Source organism: Achromobacter sp. ACM02, assembly GCF_014851605.1.
Taxonomy (GTDB): domain Bacteria; phylum Pseudomonadota; class Gammaproteobacteria; order Burkholderiales; family Burkholderiaceae_B; genus Achromobacter; species Achromobacter aegrifaciens.
Window position 1 is genome coordinate 202,391 of the sequence record NZ_JACUZY010000003.1, and the last position, 18,852, is coordinate 221,242.

18 protein-coding genes are annotated in these 18,852 nt (G+C 64.1%); 9 read left to right on the forward strand and 9 right to left on the reverse strand.

The features are described from left to right. Positions 1-37: 37 nt before the first annotated feature. Together dnaK and dnaJ are read left to right on the forward strand one after the other, a co-directional pair. On the forward strand, positions 38-1,963 hold the full coding sequence (dnaK, locus tag IB258_RS09825; protein ID WP_054450039.1) for a molecular chaperone DnaK: 1,926 nt from the start codon (positions 38-40) through the stop codon (positions 1,961-1,963). Between the two features lie 109 nt (positions 1,964-2,072). Continuing rightward, positions 2,073-3,200, forward strand: coding sequence for a molecular chaperone DnaJ (dnaJ, locus tag IB258_RS09830; RefSeq protein WP_059373782.1), 1,128 nt, complete (start codon positions 2,073-2,075; stop codon positions 3,198-3,200). A 337-nt stretch (positions 3,201-3,537) separates the two neighbouring features. On the opposite strand, the gene IB258_RS09835 is transcribed toward dnaJ, so the two are convergent. Together IB258_RS09835 and IB258_RS09840 are read right to left on the reverse strand one after the other, a co-directional pair. After that, on the reverse strand, positions 3,538-3,927 hold the full coding sequence (locus tag IB258_RS09835) for a DUF4148 domain-containing protein (protein WP_119450764.1): 390 nt from the start codon (positions 3,925-3,927) through the stop codon (positions 3,538-3,540). A gap of 283 nt (positions 3,928-4,210) precedes the next feature. Then, the gene (locus IB258_RS09840) at positions 4,211-6,967 is read right to left on the reverse strand and encodes a pitrilysin family protein (protein ID WP_192352642.1); all 2,757 of its coding nucleotides are present in this window, start codon (positions 6,965-6,967) and stop codon (positions 4,211-4,213) included. Between the two features lie 121 nt (positions 6,968-7,088). Here IB258_RS09840 and IB258_RS09845 point away from each other — a divergent pair, with 121 nt between their 5' ends. The 3 genes from IB258_RS09845 (at position 7,089) to IB258_RS09855 (ending at position 8,990) form a co-directional block, all read left to right on the forward strand. Continuing rightward, positions 7,089-7,688 carry a GNAT family N-acetyltransferase gene (locus IB258_RS09845; protein WP_175181148.1) on the forward strand — a complete coding sequence of 200 codons (600 nt, stop codon included), beginning with the start codon at positions 7,089-7,091 and terminating at the stop codon, positions 7,686-7,688. A gap of 251 nt (positions 7,689-7,939) precedes the next feature. Next, positions 7,940-8,317, forward strand: a complete 378-nt coding sequence (locus tag IB258_RS09850) for a hypothetical protein (protein WP_054450052.1) — start codon at positions 7,940-7,942, stop codon at positions 8,315-8,317. Positions 8,318-8,432: 115 nt separating this feature from the next. Next, positions 8,433-8,990: a GNAT family N-acetyltransferase gene (locus IB258_RS09855; RefSeq protein ID WP_119450767.1), complete on the forward strand. Its 558-nt coding sequence runs from the start codon at positions 8,433-8,435 to the stop codon at positions 8,988-8,990. A gap of 9 nt (positions 8,991-8,999) precedes the next feature. Here the strand turns inward: IB258_RS09855 and IB258_RS09860 are convergent, their stop codons facing one another. Continuing rightward, on the reverse strand, positions 9,000-10,172 hold the full coding sequence (locus IB258_RS09860) for a VWA domain-containing protein (RefSeq protein ID WP_054450056.1): 1,173 nt from the start codon (positions 10,170-10,172) through the stop codon (positions 9,000-9,002). A 42-nt stretch (positions 10,173-10,214) separates the two neighbouring features. Beyond that, entirely contained in the window at positions 10,215-11,096 is an 882-nt protein-coding gene (locus tag IB258_RS09865; RefSeq protein WP_042796600.1) for a MoxR family ATPase, read from the reverse strand. Positions 11,097-11,272: 176 nt separating this feature from the next. On the opposite strand from IB258_RS09865, the gene IB258_RS09870 reads away from it, so the two are divergent. Both IB258_RS09870 and IB258_RS09875 read left to right on the forward strand, forming a co-directional pair. Then, positions 11,273-11,626: a cytochrome c gene (locus IB258_RS09870; protein WP_013391872.1), complete on the forward strand. Its 354-nt coding sequence runs from the start codon at positions 11,273-11,275 to the stop codon at positions 11,624-11,626. Positions 11,627-11,638: 12 nt separating this feature from the next. Continuing rightward, the gene (locus IB258_RS09875; protein ID WP_054450058.1) at positions 11,639-12,001 is read left to right on the forward strand and encodes a cytochrome c; all 363 of its coding nucleotides are present in this window, start codon (positions 11,639-11,641) and stop codon (positions 11,999-12,001) included. Between the two features lie 285 nt (positions 12,002-12,286). Here the strand turns inward: IB258_RS09875 and IB258_RS09880 are convergent, their stop codons facing one another. Continuing rightward, positions 12,287-12,712, reverse strand: coding sequence for a DUF1841 family protein (locus tag IB258_RS09880; protein ID WP_054450061.1), 426 nt, complete (start codon positions 12,710-12,712; stop codon positions 12,287-12,289). Positions 12,713-12,915: 203 nt separating this feature from the next. Between IB258_RS09880 and icd the strand changes: the two genes are divergently transcribed. Continuing rightward, entirely contained in the window at positions 12,916-14,172 is a 1,257-nt protein-coding gene (gene icd / locus IB258_RS09885) for an NADP-dependent isocitrate dehydrogenase (RefSeq protein ID WP_054450062.1), read from the forward strand. 211 nt (positions 14,173-14,383) lie between these two features. Continuing rightward, positions 14,384-15,916, forward strand: coding sequence for a methyl-accepting chemotaxis protein (locus tag IB258_RS09890; RefSeq protein ID WP_192352524.1), 1,533 nt, complete (start codon positions 14,384-14,386; stop codon positions 15,914-15,916). Here IB258_RS09890 and IB258_RS09895 read toward each other — a convergent pair. The 4 genes from IB258_RS09895 to kdpE all read right to left on the reverse strand — a co-directional run bounded on the left by IB258_RS09895 (position 15,894) and on the right by kdpE (position 18,851). Beyond that, positions 15,894-16,793: a 4-hydroxy-tetrahydrodipicolinate synthase gene (locus IB258_RS09895; protein ID WP_192352525.1), complete on the reverse strand. Its 900-nt coding sequence runs from the start codon at positions 16,791-16,793 to the stop codon at positions 15,894-15,896. The genes IB258_RS09890 and IB258_RS09895 overlap by 23 nt on opposite strands. A gap of 3 nt (positions 16,794-16,796) precedes the next feature. After that, positions 16,797-17,087, reverse strand: a complete 291-nt coding sequence (locus IB258_RS09900) for a hypothetical protein (protein WP_054450069.1) — start codon at positions 17,085-17,087, stop codon at positions 16,797-16,799. Positions 17,088-17,264: 177 nt separating this feature from the next. Then, positions 17,265-18,041, reverse strand: coding sequence for a TorF family putative porin (locus IB258_RS09905; RefSeq protein WP_192352526.1), 777 nt, complete (start codon positions 18,039-18,041; stop codon positions 17,265-17,267). Positions 18,042-18,158: 117 nt separating this feature from the next. Continuing rightward, positions 18,159-18,851, reverse strand: coding sequence for a two-component system response regulator KdpE (kdpE, locus tag IB258_RS09910; RefSeq protein ID WP_054450072.1), 693 nt, complete (start codon positions 18,849-18,851; stop codon positions 18,159-18,161). Position 18,852: the final 1 nt, after the last annotated feature.

The following is an 18,852-nucleotide window of genomic DNA, read 5'->3' on the forward strand; positions in this document are numbered from 1 at the left end:
CTCCCTATTTTCATAGATTCAATCAAGGTAACCGACCATGAGCAAGATTATTGGCATTGACCTGGGCACGACCAACAGCTGCGTGGCTGTCATGGACGGCGGGCAGGTCAAAATCATTGAAAACGCGGAAGGTGCTCGCACCACCCCCTCCATCGTCGCCTACATGGACGATGGCGAAACCCTGGTCGGCGCGCCGGCCAAGCGCCAGGCCGTGACCAACCCGCGCAACACCCTGTATGCGGTGAAGCGCCTGATCGGCCGCAAGTTCGAAGAGAAGGCGGTGCAGAAGGACATCAACCTGATGCCCTATGCCATCGTCAAGGCCGACAACGGCGACGCCTGGGTGGAAGTGCGCGGCAAGAAGATGGCGCCTCCCCAAGTGTCGGCCGACGTGCTGCGCAAGATGAAGAAGACCGCCGAGGACTACCTGGGCGAAGAAGTGACCGAGGCCGTCATCACCGTGCCCGCCTACTTCAACGACAGCCAACGCCAGGCCACCAAGGACGCTGGCCGCATCGCCGGTCTGGAAGTCAAGCGCATCATCAACGAACCCACCGCTGCCGCGCTGGCGTTCGGCCTGGACAAGACCGAAAAGGGCGACCGCAAGATCGCCGTCTATGACCTGGGCGGCGGCACGTTCGACGTGTCCATCATCGAAATCGCCGATGTGGACGGCGAAAAGCAGTTCGAAGTGCTGTCGACCAACGGCGACACCTTCCTGGGCGGCGAAGACTTCGACCAGCGCATCATCGACTACATCATTGCCGAGTTCAAGAAGGAACAAGGCGTTGACCTGTCCAAGGACGTGCTGGCCCTGCAACGCCTGAAGGAAGCGGCCGAAAAGGCCAAGATCGAGCTGTCCTCGGCGCAACAGACCGAAATCAACCTGCCGTACATCACGGCGGATGCCTCGGGCCCGAAGCACTTGAACCTGAAGATCACGCGCGCCAAGCTGGAAGCGCTGGTCGAAGAACTGATCGAACGCACGATCGAGCCCTGCCGCGTGGCCATCAAGGACGCCGGCGTGAAGGTTTCCGACATCGACGACGTGATTCTGGTCGGCGGCATGACCCGCATGCCCAAGGTCCAGGAAAAGGTGAAGGAATTCTTCGGCAAGGATCCGCGCAAGGACGTGAACCCCGATGAAGCCGTCGCCGCTGGCGCCGCCATTCAAGGTTCCGTGCTGTCGGGCGACCGCAAGGACGTGCTGCTGCTGGACGTCACCCCCCTGTCCCTGGGCATCGAAACCCTGGGCGGCGTGATGACCAAGATGATCCAGAAGAACACGACCATTCCGACCCGGTTCTCGCAGACCTTCTCGACCGCTGACGACAACCAGCCGGCCGTGACGATCAAGGTGTTCCAGGGCGAGCGCGAAATCGCTGCGGGCAACAAGGCCCTGGGCGAGTTCAACCTCGAAGGGATCCCGCCGTCGCCCCGCGGCATGCCGCAGATCGAAGTCACCTTCGACATCGACGCCAACGGCATCCTGCACGTGTCCGCCAAGGACAAGGGCACCGGCAAGGAAAACAAGATCACCATCAAGGCCAACTCGGGTCTGTCGGAAGACGAGATCCAGCGCATGGTCAAGGATGCCGAGGCCAATGCCGAGGAAGATCACCGCGTTGCCGAACTGGCCCAGTCGCGCAACCAGGCCGATGCGCTGGTGCATGCCACCCGCAAGTCGCTGACCGAATATGGCGACAAGCTCGAGGCTTCCGAAAAGGAAGGCATCGAAGCCGCCATCAAGGAACTGGAAGACACGCTGAAGGACGGCGACAAGGCCGCGATCGACGCCAAGGTGGAAGCCCTGTCGACGGTTTCGCAGAAGCTGGGCGAAAAGATGTACGCCGACATGCAGGCGCAGCAAGCCGCCGGCCAGCAGCAAGCGGCCGACAACGCGAAGCCGGTGGACGACAATGTCGTCGACGCCGACTTCAAGGAAGTCAAGCGCGACCAATAATGGCCGGGCGCTGACCTGCCTCTGCCGCCCGGTAGCCGGAGAAATCCGCCTACCGGGCGTACTCATTCTGTAGCACTGAAAAGAAGGCTCGTTTTCGAGCCCACGGATCATGGCAAAACGTGACTATTACGAAGTCTTGGGCGTAGCGAAGAACGCCTCGGACGACGACCTCAAGAAGGCCTATCGAAAGCTGGCCATGAAGTACCATCCGGACCGCAATCCGGACAGCAAAGAAGCCGAAGAGAAGTTCAAGGAAGCCAAGGAAGCCTACGAGGTCCTGGGTGACGATCAGAAGCGCGCCGCCTACGACCGCTACGGCCACGCGGGCGTGGACCCCAACTCCGCCGGCATGGGCGGCGGCATGGGCGGCGGTTTCGCCGATGCGTTCGGCGACATCTTCGGCGAAATCTTCGGCGGCGGCGGCGGTGGCCGCCGTGGCGGCGGCCCGCAGGTTTACCGCGGCGCCGACCTGAAGTACGCGCTGGAAATCACGCTGGAGCAGGCCGCGGCCGGTTTCGACACCGAGATCCGCGTGCCCAGCTGGGAAAACTGCGACACCTGCCACGGGTCCGGCGCCAAGGCCGGTACCTCGCCCAAGACCTGCCGCACCTGCGGCGGCTCGGGCGCCGTGCGCATGCAGCAGGGTTTCTTCAGCGTGCAGCAGACCTGCCCGACCTGCCACGGCAACGGCAAGGAAATCACCGATCCCTGCCCCGCCTGCGACGGCGTGGGCCGCATCCGCCGCAACAAGACGCTGCAGGTCAAGATTCCGGCCGGCATCGATGACGGCATGCGCATCCGCTCCAGCGGCAACGGCGAACCGGGCATCAACGGCGGTCCTCCGGGCGATCTGTATGTGGAAATCCACATCAAGCAGCACAAGATCTTCCAGCGCGACGGCGACGACCTGCATTGCGAACTGACCATTCCGTTCACGTCGGCGGCGCTGGGCGGCGAGCTTCAGGTACCGACGCTGGGCGGCAAGGCCGAAATCTCGATCCCCGAAGGCACGCAGTCGGGCAAGACCTTCCGCTTGCGCGGCAAGGGCATCCGCGGCGTGCGCGGCAGCTACCCGGGCGATCTGTACTGCCATGTAGTGGTGGAAACGCCCGTGCGCCTGAGCGACGACCAGAAGAACATCCTGCGCCAGTTCGAGGCTTCGCTGAACGATGGCGGCGACCGCCATTCGCCGCAAAGCAAGTCCTGGACCGACCGGGTGAAGGAATTCTTCAGCTGAATTGGCTGAGGCATGCAAAAAGCCGCGATCATGATCGCGGCTTTTTTTTGCCCGGCGAGGGCGTGGGGGCGGGGGCAGCGCGCATATGAAAAGACCGCGGCTTGCGCCGCGGTCCAGTGCTACTGCTACTGCGAGTACTGCAACTGCTGTATCGACTGCAACTTCAACTTCAACTTCAACTTCAACTTCAACTTCAACTTCAGCTTCTACTGCTACTTTCACAGCTACTGCTACTGCTACTTCTACTTCTACTGCTACTTCGACCGCCGCTGTCGCCGATAAAAACCGGCCTCAAACCATGATGCCGTCCGAGGCCGGCCGGGCCACAGCAAGCAGCTCACCGGGTGATCGGCGGGTACTCGAGTTCGCCGAACGTGTATTGGCCGCTGGCCTTGGCTTGCGCCAGTTCCTGCTGGACTTCAGCGCTGGTCTTGGCGCTGGCGGGGGCGGATACAGCCGCCGGGTATTCCAGTTCACCGAAGGTGTACTGGCCGCTGACCTTGGCTTGTTGCAGCTGGGCTTGCACTTCCTGCGAGCTCAGGCTGGTGGTCTGGGGCAGGGCGGGCGGATAGTCCAGCTCGCCGAAGGTGTACTGGCCGCTGATCTTGGCTTGCTGCAGTTCAGTGGCGACCTGGGCGCTGCTCTTGGCTTGTTCAACGCCGGCGGCTTGGGCGCCAACGCCAACCAGGGCCAGGGATAGCAGCAGGGTGGTGGTTAGGGTTTTCATGGTAGACCTCCAATTCGTCTTGGTTGGGGACCGAATCCGGCGGCCCTCCGTCGTGGTTCGTTGTGTGTTCCCGATGACTGAATTGTGCTCGTTATCCCACCTGGGATAAACCCGTATTCCTTGAAAACATCTTTCCAAATAATCGAGTAATCACGTTCGCTTTTATGATTTCATCCATTTTTGGCATAGTCGGGGGGCGTTCTGGTGAATTTTGGTGAGCTGACCAGCGCCGGAAAGCCAAAAAAAGCCCCGCCGCAGCGGGGCTTGAGCGAGGCGGGCCTGGTCAGGGCGCCGGCTTCTTCTTGAAGTCGCCGGCAACCGCGGTGCTGAAACCGTCCGCGCGCAGATACTTGCGCAAAGCCGCATTGACCGAATCGGCCGTCAGCGCGGAGATCTTCTTGTCCATGTCGGCCGACCAGGCGAAGGTGCGGCCGCGCTGCATGTAATCCAGCCAGGTGCTGGCCAGGACGTCGTCCTGGGCGCGGGCCAGATTGCGGTAGTTCAGCAGGGCCGTGATGCCGTCCGAGATTTCCTTGTCCGTGAAGCCGTCCTTCAGCACGCGCGCCAGTTCTTCGCCGATGGCCTTTTCCAGGCGCTCGCGGTTTTGCGGCGCGTAGATGGCGTACATGGTCCAGCTGGCGGAGGGCTCGAACGACGAGACCGACAACGAGCTGCGCACGTTGTACGAGAGGCCGTCGGTTTCGCGTACGCGGTTCCACAGGCGCGAGGTTTCGGAGGCGCCGAACAGGTAGTTGGCCAGGTACAGCGCGGCGTAGTCCGCGTCCGTGTCCTGCAGCTTCAGCGGCATGCGCGAAATGTAGAACGCATTGGCCTTGTCGGGCGTGTCGATGTCGAACTGCTTGGCGGGAATGTCGCGGTACGGATTGGGCACGCGCGTGTAGCCAGGAGCCTTTTTCCAGCCGGCCAAACCGGTCTTGAGCGCCTTTTCCACGGCTGCGGGCTCGAAATCGCCCACCGCCGAGTACTCGATGTTGCCGGCGCCGTAGAACTTGGAATGGAACTTGACCAGGGCGTCGCGGTTCAGGGCGCGCACGCCGGCCAGCGATTCCTCGAAGGTCGGCACGTAGCGCAGGTCATTGGCGGGCCACGGATTGTCCTGGCGGGCCAGCGCGCGTCCGGCCAGTGCCGACGGTTCGGTCATGGCGTTCTGGATCGAGGTTTCGAGCTGGCGCTGATATTCCTCCAGTTGCTCCTTGGGGAAGTTGGCGTTGCGGACGATGTCCAACGCCAGCGCGGTGAGTTCGGGCAGGTTTTCGCCCTTGGTCGACATGGCGATCTTGAGCGTGGTGCCGCCGCCGCTGAAGCCGAGTTCGGCCTGCAGCTTGTCCAGGCGGTCCTGGATGTCCTGGCGCGACAGCTTGGCCGTGCCGCGGGTCAGCAGGTCGGCCACGGCGCTGGAATTCACGCGTTGGCCGAGCAGGTCTTTTTCGTTGCCGAACTGGATCAGCATCTGCGCCTGCACCCGGTTGCCGCGCGTGGCCTTGGGCAGCAGCGCCAACTGCACGGAGCCGTTGGGCAGATCCAGCTTCTTGCGCTGCGTCAGCTTGTCGATGTTCTCGGGCGTGGGGTCGAAGGCCGATGCGGCCTTGAAGTCCGGATCGCCCTTGTAGTCCTTGAAGACGGCCGTCAGGTCCACCCGTTGTTCTTGCGGCGCGCGCACGGGCTTCTCGGTGGGGATGTAGCGGCCTTCGATGCTGTTGCTTTGGACCAGGTAGGTGGTCGCGGCGCGCTGCACTTCGGTCAGCGTGGCCTTGCGGGCGCGGTCGCGCTGCAGGAAGAACAGGCGCCAGTCGCCGGCGGCGATGGCCTCGGACAGCGCCACGCCGACCTGTTCGGGATCGCTATAGGTCTGTTCCCAGGCAGTCAGCCATTTGCTGCGGGCGCGGTCCAGCTCCTGCTGTGTGAAGGGCTTCTTGTCCAGGGTCTCCAGCGTGCCGGTCAGCGCCTTCATGGCGGCGTCCAGGCTCTTGCCCGGCGTCAACTGGGCGGCGAACATCGCCAGGCCCGGATCCAGGTTTTCCATGGTGAAGCCGAACACGCCCGAGGCCAGCTTGGTCGGGACCAAGGCATGGTAGAGACGGCCGGAGGGCGTGTCGGCCAGGATGGTGGCGGCCAGGTCCAGCGGCACGAAGTCGGCGCTGCCGGCGGCAGGAATGTGGTACATGGCCGCGACCAGCGGCGTGCCGCCCGTGCGGCGCAGGGTTACGGAACGTTCACCATCCTGCACGGGTTCCACCGTGTATTCGGGCGGGAGCTTGCGTTCGGGCTTGGGCAGCTTGCCCAGCGTTTCCTCGATGTCGGCCAGGGTCGCCTGCGGGTCGAACTTGCCCGCCACGATCAGCACGGCGTTATCGGGCTGGTAGTACTCGTGATAGAAGGCGCGCAACTGGCCGATGTCCACGTTCTCGACGTCGGAACGGGCGCCGATGGTGTTCTTGCCGTAGCTGTGCCACTGGAAGGCCGCGGCCTGCATCTTCTGCATCAGGATGCGGAAGGGGCTGTTTTCGCCGCTTTCCATTTCGTTGCGGACTACGGTCATTTCCGAGTCCAGGTCTTCCTTGGCGATCAGGGAATTGACCATGGCGTCGGCCTGCCAGCCCAGGTACCACTTGAGCGTGTCGGGGTTGGCGGCGAAGCTGGCGAAGTAGTTGGTGCGGTCGCTGGAGGTCGAACCATTGGCCTGCAAGCCGCGGCGCGAGAACTCGCCCATGGCGTTGCGGGTGGTCGAGGTGCCCTTGAACAGCATGTGCTCCAGCAGGTGAGCCATGCCTGTCTGGCCGTAGTTCTCGTTGCGCGAGCCCACCAGGTAGGTCATGTTGACGGTGGTGGACGGCTTGGATTCATCGGGAACCAGCAGCACCCTCAGGCCGTTGGCCAGGCGGTATTCGGTGATGCCTTCGATCGAGGCGGCCTCCGAGACGCCCGCCGGCAGGCTGGCGGCGCCGGCCTGAAAGGCCAGGAAGGAGGAAAACAGCAGCACGCTCAGCGGGCGCGGCAGCTTCGACAGGGACAGGCGCATGGCAGACAATTCCTTTGGCATGGCAGAATCCGTTGGAGTGTATACGTTGGCAATGGTTCAGGGGCGCGGCGCGGCGTTGTCCGCGGCGCGCGGCCCGGGACCGCAAGCAAGGAAGTCCGTCATGTCTCTATCCCTGGAAGTCGAAACGCCACGCCTGGTGCTGCGCCAATGGCGCGCCGCCGACCGTGAACCTTTCGCGGCGCTGAACCAGGACCCCCGCGTCGCCGAGTACCTGCTGCCGCTGAATGCACAGGAAAGCGATGCGCTTGCCGACCGGCTGGCAGCCGGCATCGACGAGCACGGCTGGGGCTTCTGGGCCGTGGAGGCGCCAGGCGTGGCGCCCTTCATCGGTTTTGTCGGCATCAAGCCGCTGGCGCCCACCCTGCCGTTCGCGCCAGGCGTGGAGATAGGCTGGCGCCTGGCGCAGCGGCACTGGGGCAAGGGCTACGCCAGCGAAGCCGCCGAGGCGGCCTTGCGCGCGGGGTTCGAGCAGGTAGGACTGGATGAGATCGTGGCCTTCACGGCCACGGGCAACCAGCGTTCGCGCGCGGTGATGGACCGCTTGGGCATGAGGGAGGATCCGGAAGGTTTCGACCATCCCGCCGTTCCACAGGGGCATCCGCTGTGTCGACACGTGCTGTACCGCATTGGGCGTGAGGAGTGGCGATTGCGGCAAATTGGTGACACAGGTGAAGCAGCCGTGCCAGTTGCGGCGGCATAAGGGTCCAGGAGGGGCGTCCGGCTGTGATGTTGCGGCGCAATATGACGAAATGACGGGGCTGATTTGAGCTGTCCCGGCCCGCGGGTGTAAGCTTTTCAAGACGCAGTACCCAGTTGCAGACGGGATGCGCGACAGCCCGCCCACAGGTTTCCCGTCCAACGCCAGACGCCGTTTTCTGCCCGGCGCCGGTGCTTGTCGTTCGCGCCTTCGCCGCCGGCATTGTGCCGGCGCACTTACCGGAGGAACGACCCATGCTGACCGAGATCGTCACGCGTGCCTTGTCCCAATTGACCGGCAGCCCATTGAGCGGCGACGGGATCAAAGGACAGTTTCAGTACGCCTATGCCAGTGATGACGGCCAATTCGTGGCCATATTGACCCATGACATGACCACCTATGTGGTGGACTTGAGCACACAACGATATTTCGCGGAGTGCGGCGGCTCGCCACGGGGCTTCGCCGGGCACGTGCTGGAAATGGAAGGCGCGGCGGCGCGCAGCCATCCCTGGCCCGCCGCCAACGATCTGTTCGACCTGGACATGGATGCGGATGAGCTTGCATGGCGCAACTGCCCTGGCTTGCGTGGCGAGCCGCCCGCCGCCCGATCTGCTGAGAGCCGCGCCGCCTGAGAGTGGCCAGAAGCGGCAAGATCCAATTGAACCGGCGGCTCCGCCGGTTTTTTTTGCCTGTAGCGGCCGAAAGCCGAATCGCCGCAAGGCCTTGCGGGTCGCTACAATTTGCGCCATGACTACGCACGCCGAAACCCGCGCGCCGGATGGCGCAACCCTGGTCGATTGCACGCATGAGCGCCATGCCGACCAGATACTGGCCATATTCAACGACGCCATCGTCAATTCCACCGCGCTGTACGACTACAAGCCGCGGCCGCGCGAGGCGATGCTGGGCTGGTTCCAGACCAAGCAGCAGGGCGGTTTTCCGGTGCTTGGGTACGAGAATGCCGACGGCGAACTGATGGCCTTCGCCAGCTACGGCACCTTCCGCGCCTGGCCGGCCTTCAAGTACTCGGTGGAGCATTCCGTGTACGTGGACGGACGTTTTCGCGGACTGGGCTTGGGCGAGGCGCTGATGCGCGAGCTGATCCAGCGGGCGCGCGCCAATCAGGTGCACGTGCTGGTCGGCGGCATCGACGCGAGCAACCAGGGCAGCATCCGCCTGCACGAGAAGCTGGGCTTCACGCATGCAGGCACCATCCGCGAGGCAGGCTTCAAGTTCGGACGCTGGCTGGATCTGGCGTTCTATCAGCTGACGCTGGATACGCCTGAAAAGCCGGTCGACGGGTGACCGGCAGTCCTACTTCGATAGCACACGCATGGCCTGTTCCAGGCCGGCGACCGTCACCGGGTACATGCGGCCCTGCATGATGTCGCGCATCAGCGCGATGGACTGGCGGTATTGCCAGGACGCGGTGGGCTCGGGATTGAGCCAGACCGATTTGGGCCAGGCGTCCAGCAGGCGGCGCATCCATTCGGCGCCGGGCTCCTTGTTGTAGTGCTCGACGGAGCCGCCCGGCTGCAGGATTTCGTAGGGGCTCATGGTGGCGTCGCCGACGATGATCAGGCGCCAATCCGGGTTGTACTTGCGCAGCACGTCCCAGGTGTCGAAGCGTTCGTTCTGGCGCCGGCGGTTGCTTTGCCACAGGCTTTCGTACGGGCAGTTGTGGAAGTAGTAGACCTCCAGGTTGCGGAATTCGCTGCGCGCCGCCGAGAACAATTCCTCGACGCGTCCGATGTGGTCGTCCATGCTGCCGCCCACGTCCAGCAGCATCAGCACCTTCACGGTGTTGTGGCGTTCGGGGACCATGCGCAGGTCCAGATGGCCGGCATTGCGCGCGGTGCTGGCGATGGTGTCGTCCAGGTCCAGTTCCATTTCGGCGCCTTGCCTTGCGAAGCGCCGCAGGCGGCGCAGCGCCACCTTGAAGTTGCGCGTGCCCAGCTCGACCTGATCGTCGTAGTCCTTGAACTGGCGCATGTCCCAGACCTTGACCGCGCTGCGGTTGCCGGCAGAGTCGCCGCCCACGCGTATGCCTTCGGGGTGGTAGCCGCCATTGCCGAAAGGCGAGGTGCCGCCGGTGCCGATCCATTTGCTGCCGCCGGCGTGGCGTTCCTTCTGCTCTTCCAGGCGCTCCTTGAAGAGCTCCATCAGCTTGTCCCAGCCGTGCTTTTCGATTGCGGCTTTTTCTTCCGGGCTCAGGCTTTTTTCGAACTGCTTGATGAGCCAGTCCAGCGGGATTTCCTTGCCTGGGGGCAGGGCGGCCGCGATGCCCTTGTAGTAGGCGCCGAAAGCCTTGTCGTAGCGGTCGTAGAGCGCCTCGTCCTTGACCAGCGTGGCGCGCGCCAGGAAGTAGAACTCGTCCAGCGTGGGCGCCATGAGATCCTGGCGCAGGGCGTCCACCAGGGTCAGGTATTCCTTGACCGAGACGGGCAGCTTATGCGCCCGGAGGTGATAGAAGAAGTCGATCAGCATTTGCGGGCTGCCGGTAGTTGCTGGCGGATCGTTGCTGGCGGATCAGCGGCGCTGGCCGCCGCGCGTCATGGCCGCCAGGCGTTCCAGCAGGTGCACGTCCTGCTCGTTCTTGAGCAGCGCGCCGGCCATCAGCGGTACGGCCGTGGCCGTGTGCGCGTCGATCTCGGCGGCGGTCGAACCCTCGGCCAGCAACAGGCGCAACCAATCCAGCAGTTCGGAGGTGGACGGCTTTTTCTTCAGGCCCGGCGCGTCGCGCAGCGCGAAGAAGGTGTCCAGCGCCGCGCGCAGCACGTCCTGCTTCAGGTGCGGGTAGTGCACGGCCACGATGTCGCGCATGGTTTCGCGGTCGGGGAAACGGATGTAGTGGAAGAAGCAGCGGCGCAGGAAAGCGTCGGGCAGGTCCTTTTCGTTGTTGGACGTGATGATGACCAGCGGACGGTGCCGCGCGGAGATGGTTTCGCGCGTTTCGTACACGTGGAATTCCATGCGGTCCAGTTCGCGCAGCAGATCGTTGGGGAATTCGATGTCGGCCTTGTCGATCTCGTCGATCAGCAGCACCACCGGCTCAGGCGACTGGAAGGCCTGCCACAGCGTGCCCTGCACGATGTAGTTGCGAATGTCGCGGACCTTTTCGTCGCCCAGCTGCGAGTCGCGCAGGCGCGACACCGCGTCGTATTCATACAGGCCCTGATGGGCCTTGGTGGTCGACTTGATGTGCCACTGCAACAGCGGCCGTCCCAGCGCACGCGCCACTTCCTCGGCCAGCATGGTCTTGCCGGTGCCGGGTTCGCCCTTGATCAGCAGCGGACGCTGCAAGGTGAGGGCGGCATTGACGGCGAGTTTCAGGTCATCGGTGGCGACATAGTTGTCGGTCCCGTCGAAGCGGTCTGGCGAGGCGGAAGTAGCGGACTGGGCTGCGGACATGGTCTGATGGCTTCTGAGATTTGACGGTGATCAATACCATGGTAAAGGTATTAATCCTGAGCAATTATCGTACAATCAGGCGGTTTTGCTTTGGGTTCGACCCGCAACGTGTTTGCCGAGGGCCTTTTCGTGTGAGCAGGCCCTAGTCCTTAGCCATACCAAGAAGAGCCATTCCAATGAAGTTGCGAACCTCTCTGAAGTACACGGTATCCGTGTTGGCCGCGATGGCATCCTGTGCGATCGCCGGCCAGTCTGTTGCTGCAGACGCAGCAGTGGTCGGTAATGTCCAGAACGCCCGCGACAAGGTTTCCATGTGCATCGGTTGCCACGGCATCGAAGGCTACAAGGCAACGTTTCCCGAGCTGTACCACGTGCCGATGATCGCTGGGCAGAACGCCAAGTACATCGAAACCGCCCTCAACGAGTACAAGAAAGGCGCGCGCAGCCATCCCACGATGGACGCCATTGCCGGCAGCCTGTCCGACCAGGACATCGCCGATCTGGCCGCGTACTACTCGAATCTCAAGTAAGGGGGCAAACACATGAATCGCTACATGCTTGCCCTTGCGGGCGCGACCCTGGCCATGACGGGCGTTGCCGCCCAGGCGCAGGACCTGGCGGCCGGCAAGGCCGTCTTCGACAAATTCAACTGCGCTTCCTGCCACGGCGCCGACGCCAAGACGGCCGTGGATCCGGCCTATCCGACGCTGGCTGGCCAGCACGCGGACTACCTGGTTCACGCCCTGAAGGCCTACAAGCGCGGCGCGTCCGGCAGCGCGGCCACGGCCAACGTGCGCAAGAACCCCATCATGGGCGCTTTCGCGACCCAGCTGTCCGACCAGGACATCTCCAACGTGGCGGCATGGCTGTCGGCGCAGCCGAGCGACCTGGGCGTGCGCAGGTAAGCCGTCCGGATCCGTTCCGCAAACAAGAAAGCCCTCGGTCGAGGGCTTTTCTTTTTCCGCCGGGCCGTCCCAAGGAAAAATAGCCCCCTCGGGGGGCAGCAAGCCGAAGGCGCAGCGTGGGGGCTTTTCTTTTTCCGCCGGGCCGTCCCAAGGAAAAAAAGCCCCCTCGGGGGGCAGCAAGCCGAAGGCGCAGCGTGGGGGCTTTTCTTTTTCCGCCGGGCCGTCCCAAGGAAAAAAAGCCCCCTCGGGGGGCAGCAAGCCGAAGGCGCAGCGTGGGGGCGGTGCTCAGCGGCTCGCGCGCTGGCGGATCAGGTCGATATAGGTGTCGCTGTCCAGCGGCGTGCCCAGGCGCTGCGCTTCCCACACCACCTGCCCCAGGCATTCCATGATTTCATGCGCGGCCTGGTGCGCGTCGCCGCGCGACACCAGCTGCTGGTAGGCCTGCCGGATTCCCGGCGGATGGTCGATGGACAGCTGCTCTGCAATGGCCAGATGCATGGACAGGTGCAGAAAGGGATTGGTGCGCCCCTTTTCCACCGAGTATTCGGCCGTCATGGCCTCGGGGTTTTCCAGGTCGCCGTGGTATTCGGGATGTTCGATGATCCAGTCCAGCGCGATGGCCTCGAGCGGCGTCAGCACTTCGGAGGCGCGATGCTTGCGCCAGGTTTCGATGAAGAATTCGCGGACTTGGTCGCGTGAGGGATTGAACATCTGATGGGGCTGAAAAGCGGGCTGGTGATGCATTATTTTACCGCCGCGCGCGGGCCGTCAGGCCCGCTGGCCCCTTTGCGATATAGAATTGGTTGCTATCGGCCATCCAGTGCGCGGTTCCCGTGGGCGATCTTCCCCGCCGGAACGGACGCTTCCCGATGCCGGCGCGTGCAGAAAAACCACTCGGAGCAAATGGAGCATTCATGTCCTACCAACATATCAAGGTTCCCGCTGGCGGCCAGAAGATCACGGTCAACGCTGATTTCTCGCTGAATGTGCCCGATCAGCCCATCGTCCCCTACATCGAGGGCGACGGCACGGGCGCCGACATCACCCCGGTGATGATCAAGGTCGTCGACGCGGCGGTGCAGAAGGCCTATGGCGGCAAGCGCAAGATCCACTGGATGGAAGTCTATGCCGGCGAGAAGGCCACCAAGGTCTACGGCCCCGACGTGTGGCTGCCCGACGAGACCCTGGACGTCGTCAAGGACTACGTGGTGTCGATCAAGGGCCCGCTGACCACGCCGGTGGGCGGCGGCATCCGTTCGCTGAACGTGGCCCTGCGCCAGCAGCTGGACCTGTACGTCTGCCTGCGCCCGGTGGCGTACTTCAAGGGCGTGCCCTCGCCGGTGCGCGAACCCGAAAAGACCAACATGGTGATCTTCCGCGAGAACTCGGAAGACATCTACGCCGGCATCGAATACATGGCCGAAAGCGAGCAGGCCAAGGAGCTGATCCAGTTCCTGCAGACCAAGCTCGGCGTGAAGAAGATCCGTTTCCCGAACACTTCGTCCATCGGCATCAAGCCGGTGTCGCGCGAAGGCACCGAGCGCCTGGTGCGCAAGGCCGCGCAGTACGTCATCGACAATGACCGTACGTCGCTGACCCTGGTGCACAAGGGCAACATCATGAAGTTCACGGAAGGCGGCTTCCGCGATTGGGGCTACGCGCTGCTGCAGAAGGAATTCGGCGCGACGCTGATCGACGGCGGCCCGTGGTGCAAGTTCAAGAATCCGAAGACGGGCCGCGAGGTCATCGTCAAGGACGTGATTGCTGACGCGTTCCTGCAGCAGATCCTGCTGCGCCCGGCCGAATACGACGTGATCGCCACCCTGAACCTGAACGGCGACTACATCTCGGACGCGCTGGCCGCGCAAGTGGGCGGCATCGGCATCGCCCCGGGCGCCAACCTGTCTGATTCGGTGGCCATGTTCGAAGCTACCCACGGCACTGCGCCGAAGTACGCAGGCAAGGACTACGTGAACCCCGGTTCCGAAATTCTGTCGGCCGAAATGATGCTGCGCCACATGGGCTGGACCGAAGCCGCGGACCTGATCATCTCCAGCATGGAAAAATCCATCCTGTCCAAGAAGGTCACGTACGACTTCGCGCGTCTGCTGGAAGGCGCGACCCAGGTGTCGTGCTCGGGCTTTGGCCAGGTGATGATCGAAAACATGTAATCGGCAGTGCGGCTCAAAAGCCGCCTCCATGAAAAAACGCAAGGCAAGCGCGCCTTGCGTTTTTTTTATGGGCCTTGCGTTAAATCAAACGCCCTCTGCAGTCTTGGTGAAAACCCTGGTGCTGTCCCTTATTCTGACGGAATGCATACATAAACCGTCACATTCTGCCTTGATTGGTTTCATTGGGCGGGTGAAGAAGGATGAGAGGACTATGAAGAATTCCAGCTTGCGCAGGGAACTGCTGTGGTTTGTGTTCGCGGTCGGCGCTGTCGTGCTGGCCCTGGGCGCCTGGGAGCGCCGCGCCGAGATGGTGGCCGAGCGCAGGAGCGAGCTGCGCCACGTCCTCGATCTGGCGTCCGGCATCGTGCGCAATGGCAAGCAAAGCGTGCGCGAGGGCATGCCCCTGGACGAGGCCAAGCGCAATGTGGCGCGCCGATTGGCGCAACTGCGTTATGGCGAGGACGGCTATGTGGGCGCCTTCGGCGACGGCTACGACCTGCTGGTGCATCCCGATCCCAAGCTGGTCGGCACCAACGTCCGGGCCGTCAAGGACAGCGCCGGGCAGCCGATCTTCGAAAACCTCTATGCCCAAGGCAAGGAGGGCGGCGGCTATACGCGCTACCAGTTCCCGCGGCCGGGAACGGATCAGGCGCTGCCCAAGATCAGCTATGCCACCTACGACGCGGATTGGGGCTGGCTGTTGTTCACGGGCCTGTACGTGGATGACGTCGATCAGGCGTTCTACGGCACTTTGTGGCGGCAAGGCGGTGTGACGCTGGGCCTTCTGGTGTTGCTATTGGCGGCGGCGCTGCGCTTTTTCCGCACGCATATCCTCGGTCCGCTGGACCAGGCGGTGGTGGTGTGCGAGCGCGTGGCCAATGGCGACTTGTCGGGCAGCGTGCCGCGCAATCAGCGCGGCGAGATCGGCCGCCTGTTCGACGCCCTGGCGCGGATGCAGCAACGCCTGGACGGGGCGGTGCGCAGCATCGTGCATTCCACGGCTTCCATTGCCGCGGCCTCGCGGCAGATCGCGGCGGGCAGCATGGACCTGTCGGACCGCACCGAGAAGCAGGCCGCCGCGCTGGAGCAGACCGCCGCCAGCGTGGAGCAGATCACCGCGACCGCGCAGCAGAGCGCGCAACATGTGCGTGAGGTCAGCGCGCTGGCCGGTCAGGCAGCGCAACTGGCCAGGCAGGGTAGCGATGAAACGCAGCACGCCATCGACGCCATGCGCGAGATTTCGCATAGCTCGCAGCGCATCGACGAGATCATCCGGCTGATAGACGAGATCGCGTTCCAGACCAACATCCTGGCGCTGAACGCCGCGGTGGAAGCGGCGCGGGCCGGAGAACAGGGCCGGGGCTTTGCCGTGGTGGCGGGCGAGGTGCGCGCGCTGGCTCAGCGCTCGGCCACCGCCGCCAAGGAGATCAAGACGCTGATCGAAGCGTCGGCGGATTCGGTGGCTCGTGGCAGCCAGCGCGTCGAGCAGGCCAGCGCGACGATGGGCAACGTGCTGGAGTCCGCCGCCACCAGCGCGCCGCTGATGGGGGAGATTGCCACGGCCTCGGCCGAGCAGAGCGTGGGCATCGAACAGATCAATCAGGCCGTGACGCATCTGGACGGCGTGACGCAGCAGAACGCCGCGCTGGTGGAAGAGTTCGCCGCATCGGCTGGCGCGCTGCGCGATCAGGCGGCCGAGCTGGCGAATGCGGTGTCCGTCTTCAGGCTGTCTGCAGCCGCCTAGGCGAGCCCTGCACCACGTTCATGGCCCGCTGCAGGCGCTGCCCAAGCTCTCGGCTGGCGCTGGTCATGGGCATGCGCAGCTCATCGGTGATCAGGCCCTGCATCGAGAGGGCGCGCTTGATCGGAGCAGGGTTGGGTTCGGTAAACAGCAGGCGGATCAGGCCGCGCAGGGGCTCGAAGAGTTCGCGCGCGGCGTCCGCGTGGCCGTCGCGGGCCAGCTGCATGACCTCGACATAGCGCTCGGGATAGACATGCGCGGCGGCCGGGATGGCGCCGAGGCCGCCGGCCAGGAAGTGGTCCAGCAGGGCCATATCTTCCCCGCATAGCGGCGTCAGCGTGCCGCGCCGGTTCAAGGCCGCCAGTACCGCAGGATTGCATTCCTTGATGGCGCTGAAGTTGGGCAGCGCGGCCAGCGCTTCCATGGTTTCGACCGTCATGGTGACGCCGGTGCGCTTGGGGATGTTGTACAGGATGATGGGCCGCTGCGTGGCCCAGGCAATCTGGCGGTAGTGCCAAAGGATGCCGGCCTGCGAAGGGCCCAGGTAGTAAGGCGGCGGCACCAGGTAGCCGGCCGGCTGGTACTTGTCGAGGCGCCGGATGGCGGTTGCGACGCCGCGCGTGTCCACGCCGCCCGCGCCGAACACCAGCGGCAGCGCGTGCGGATCGCTCGATATGGCTTCTATCATGTCGACCTTTTCCGGCACGCTCAGCAGATTGCCCTCGCCGGTGGAGCCAAACAGCACCAGGCCGGCGATACCTGCGTTGCGGTAATAGCGGGCCAGCGCCTGCGCGGCGTCCAGGTCCACATAGCCGCCGCGCATCGGCGTGACCATGGGCAGCCAGATGCCTTCAAACGCGGTCTTGCGTGGCGTGTCCATGGCTTACTGCCCCGTCATCGCGTATGCGGGAAGCACCGGACCGAACTCGGCGCGGGGCAGGCCCGACATCACCGCGTGCATCAGCGCATCCAGCTGTCCGCGTTCGCACTGCAGTTGCAGCACGCTTTGCGCATGGACGTGATCCACCGACAGCACGTAGACGCCGATGCGTTCGCCCAATGCGCGATGCAGCGCCAGCCGCACGTTCAGTGCGTCCAGCGTGTCTATCCTGATGGTCAGCGCGACTCGTTCGACGCGGGCGTGCGTACGCTGCGCGGGCAGGATGTCGGACATGGGGGCGAGGCAGGCTTGAAGTCGGGGGATCATGGCGGGTAGCGGGACCGGAGGCGCCGCTTGCGGCGTTCCGGGGATCCGGTTGGTTAATGACGGTTCCACTATAGGAAGCGCGCCGTAAATCCTGCCGATAAAAGCGGACGCAGCGCGTAAAAAACGCGTCAACGTCCGGGGCGCTCAGAACGTCTTGGTCAGCGACAGCAAGCCCGTTGCGCGGCCCATGTCGCGGCCGCGCGTATTGGTGTAGACGGCGCGGTCCGCGTTGGTGTCCAGATAGGCCAGCGAGACCGACAGGCCCCGGCCGAAGTCCTTCGTCAGCCCCAGCTTCCAGTCCGTGTAGTTGCCGTTGTCGACGTTGCGCACCAGTTGCCGGCCGACGTGCGCGTTGACGGTCAGGCCCCAGACGCCCGTATCGAAGTTGCCGGACAGGTCGAAGTACTGGCTGTGCTTGCTGTCGGCGAAGCCGAACAGGTTGGTCAGGGAGAGGGAGTACTTGAACATCAGAGGTCCATAGCCGATGCCGGCATACAGCTCGGTGGTGTCGGGACTGGTGTAGCCGGACGGATAGTCGCCAGGGTAGTAGTACTGCAGGACGCCCAGGTCGACGGGCACGTCCTGCGCGAGATTGCCCTTGTAGCCGCCGTAGAAGTCCATTTCCACGGGCGCGGACACGTCGCTGTTGCTGTCGTCGAGCCAGCTGATGCTGGAGTTCCAGTTGCCCAGGTAAAAGCCGCTGGAGTGGGCCAGGTCGAATCCGCCCTGGATGGCCGGCTTGTTATTGCTTTGCATCAGGCCGCGATAGCGGTATTGGCTGGCCAGGGTGACGTTGGCCGTCAATGTGAGGTCGGACGCGGAAGACGCCGCTTCGGCGGGCGCGTCGGCGGCCAGTGCGTTGCCGGCTTGCGAGGCGGCCAGGGTCAGCAGCGCGAGCGCGGCCAAGGTGTGGCGGGGCATGGAATTGCTCCTACTGTTGGATGGGACCGCAACAATAGGAGCAAGCGCGTAAAGGCCGAGACAAGACTTGCAGGCTGCGCGTAAACGCGGCGTCAATGCGCGCCCGGGACGCGCGCCTCAGCCGGCGAAGCGGTAGCCCACGCCGATCTCGGTGAGCAGGTAAACCGGCTGGGCGGGATCCGCTTCCAGCTTCTGGCGCAGATGGCCCATGTAGATGCGCAGGTAGTGGTTGCTTTCCACGTGCGACGGACCCCACACCTCGCGCAGCAGTTCGCGGTGCGTCATGACCTTGCCGCGATGCGCCAGCAGCGCCGCCAGCAGGCGGTATTCCATCGCAGTCAGGTGCACGTGCTGGCCGCTGCGCTCCACCACGCGTTTGGCGAAGTCCACGCGCACGTCGCCGAAGCTGATCTCGGAAGCATTGCCCGCGCCGCCTCTTGCGTGCCGCCGCAGCAGCACGCGCAGGCGCGCCAGCAGTTCACTGACGCCGAACGGCTTGGTGAGGTAGTCATCGGCCCCGGCGTCCAGCGCGGCGACCTTGTCGGCCTCGGCGCTGCGGGCGGACAGCACCAGTACCGGCACCTCGGTCCAGCCGCGCAGTTCTCGGATCAGGATCATGCCGTCTTCGTCGGGCAGGCCCAGGTCCAGCACCACCGCGTCGGGCTGCCGGGTGCCGGCTTCGATCAGGCCGCGCTTGACGGTTTCGGCTTCGTGGACGACGCAGCCCTCGCTTTCCAGGGCCTGGCGCACGAAGCGCCGGATGTTGGCGTCGTCTTCAATGATCAGGACGGTAGGCTGGTAATCGAACATG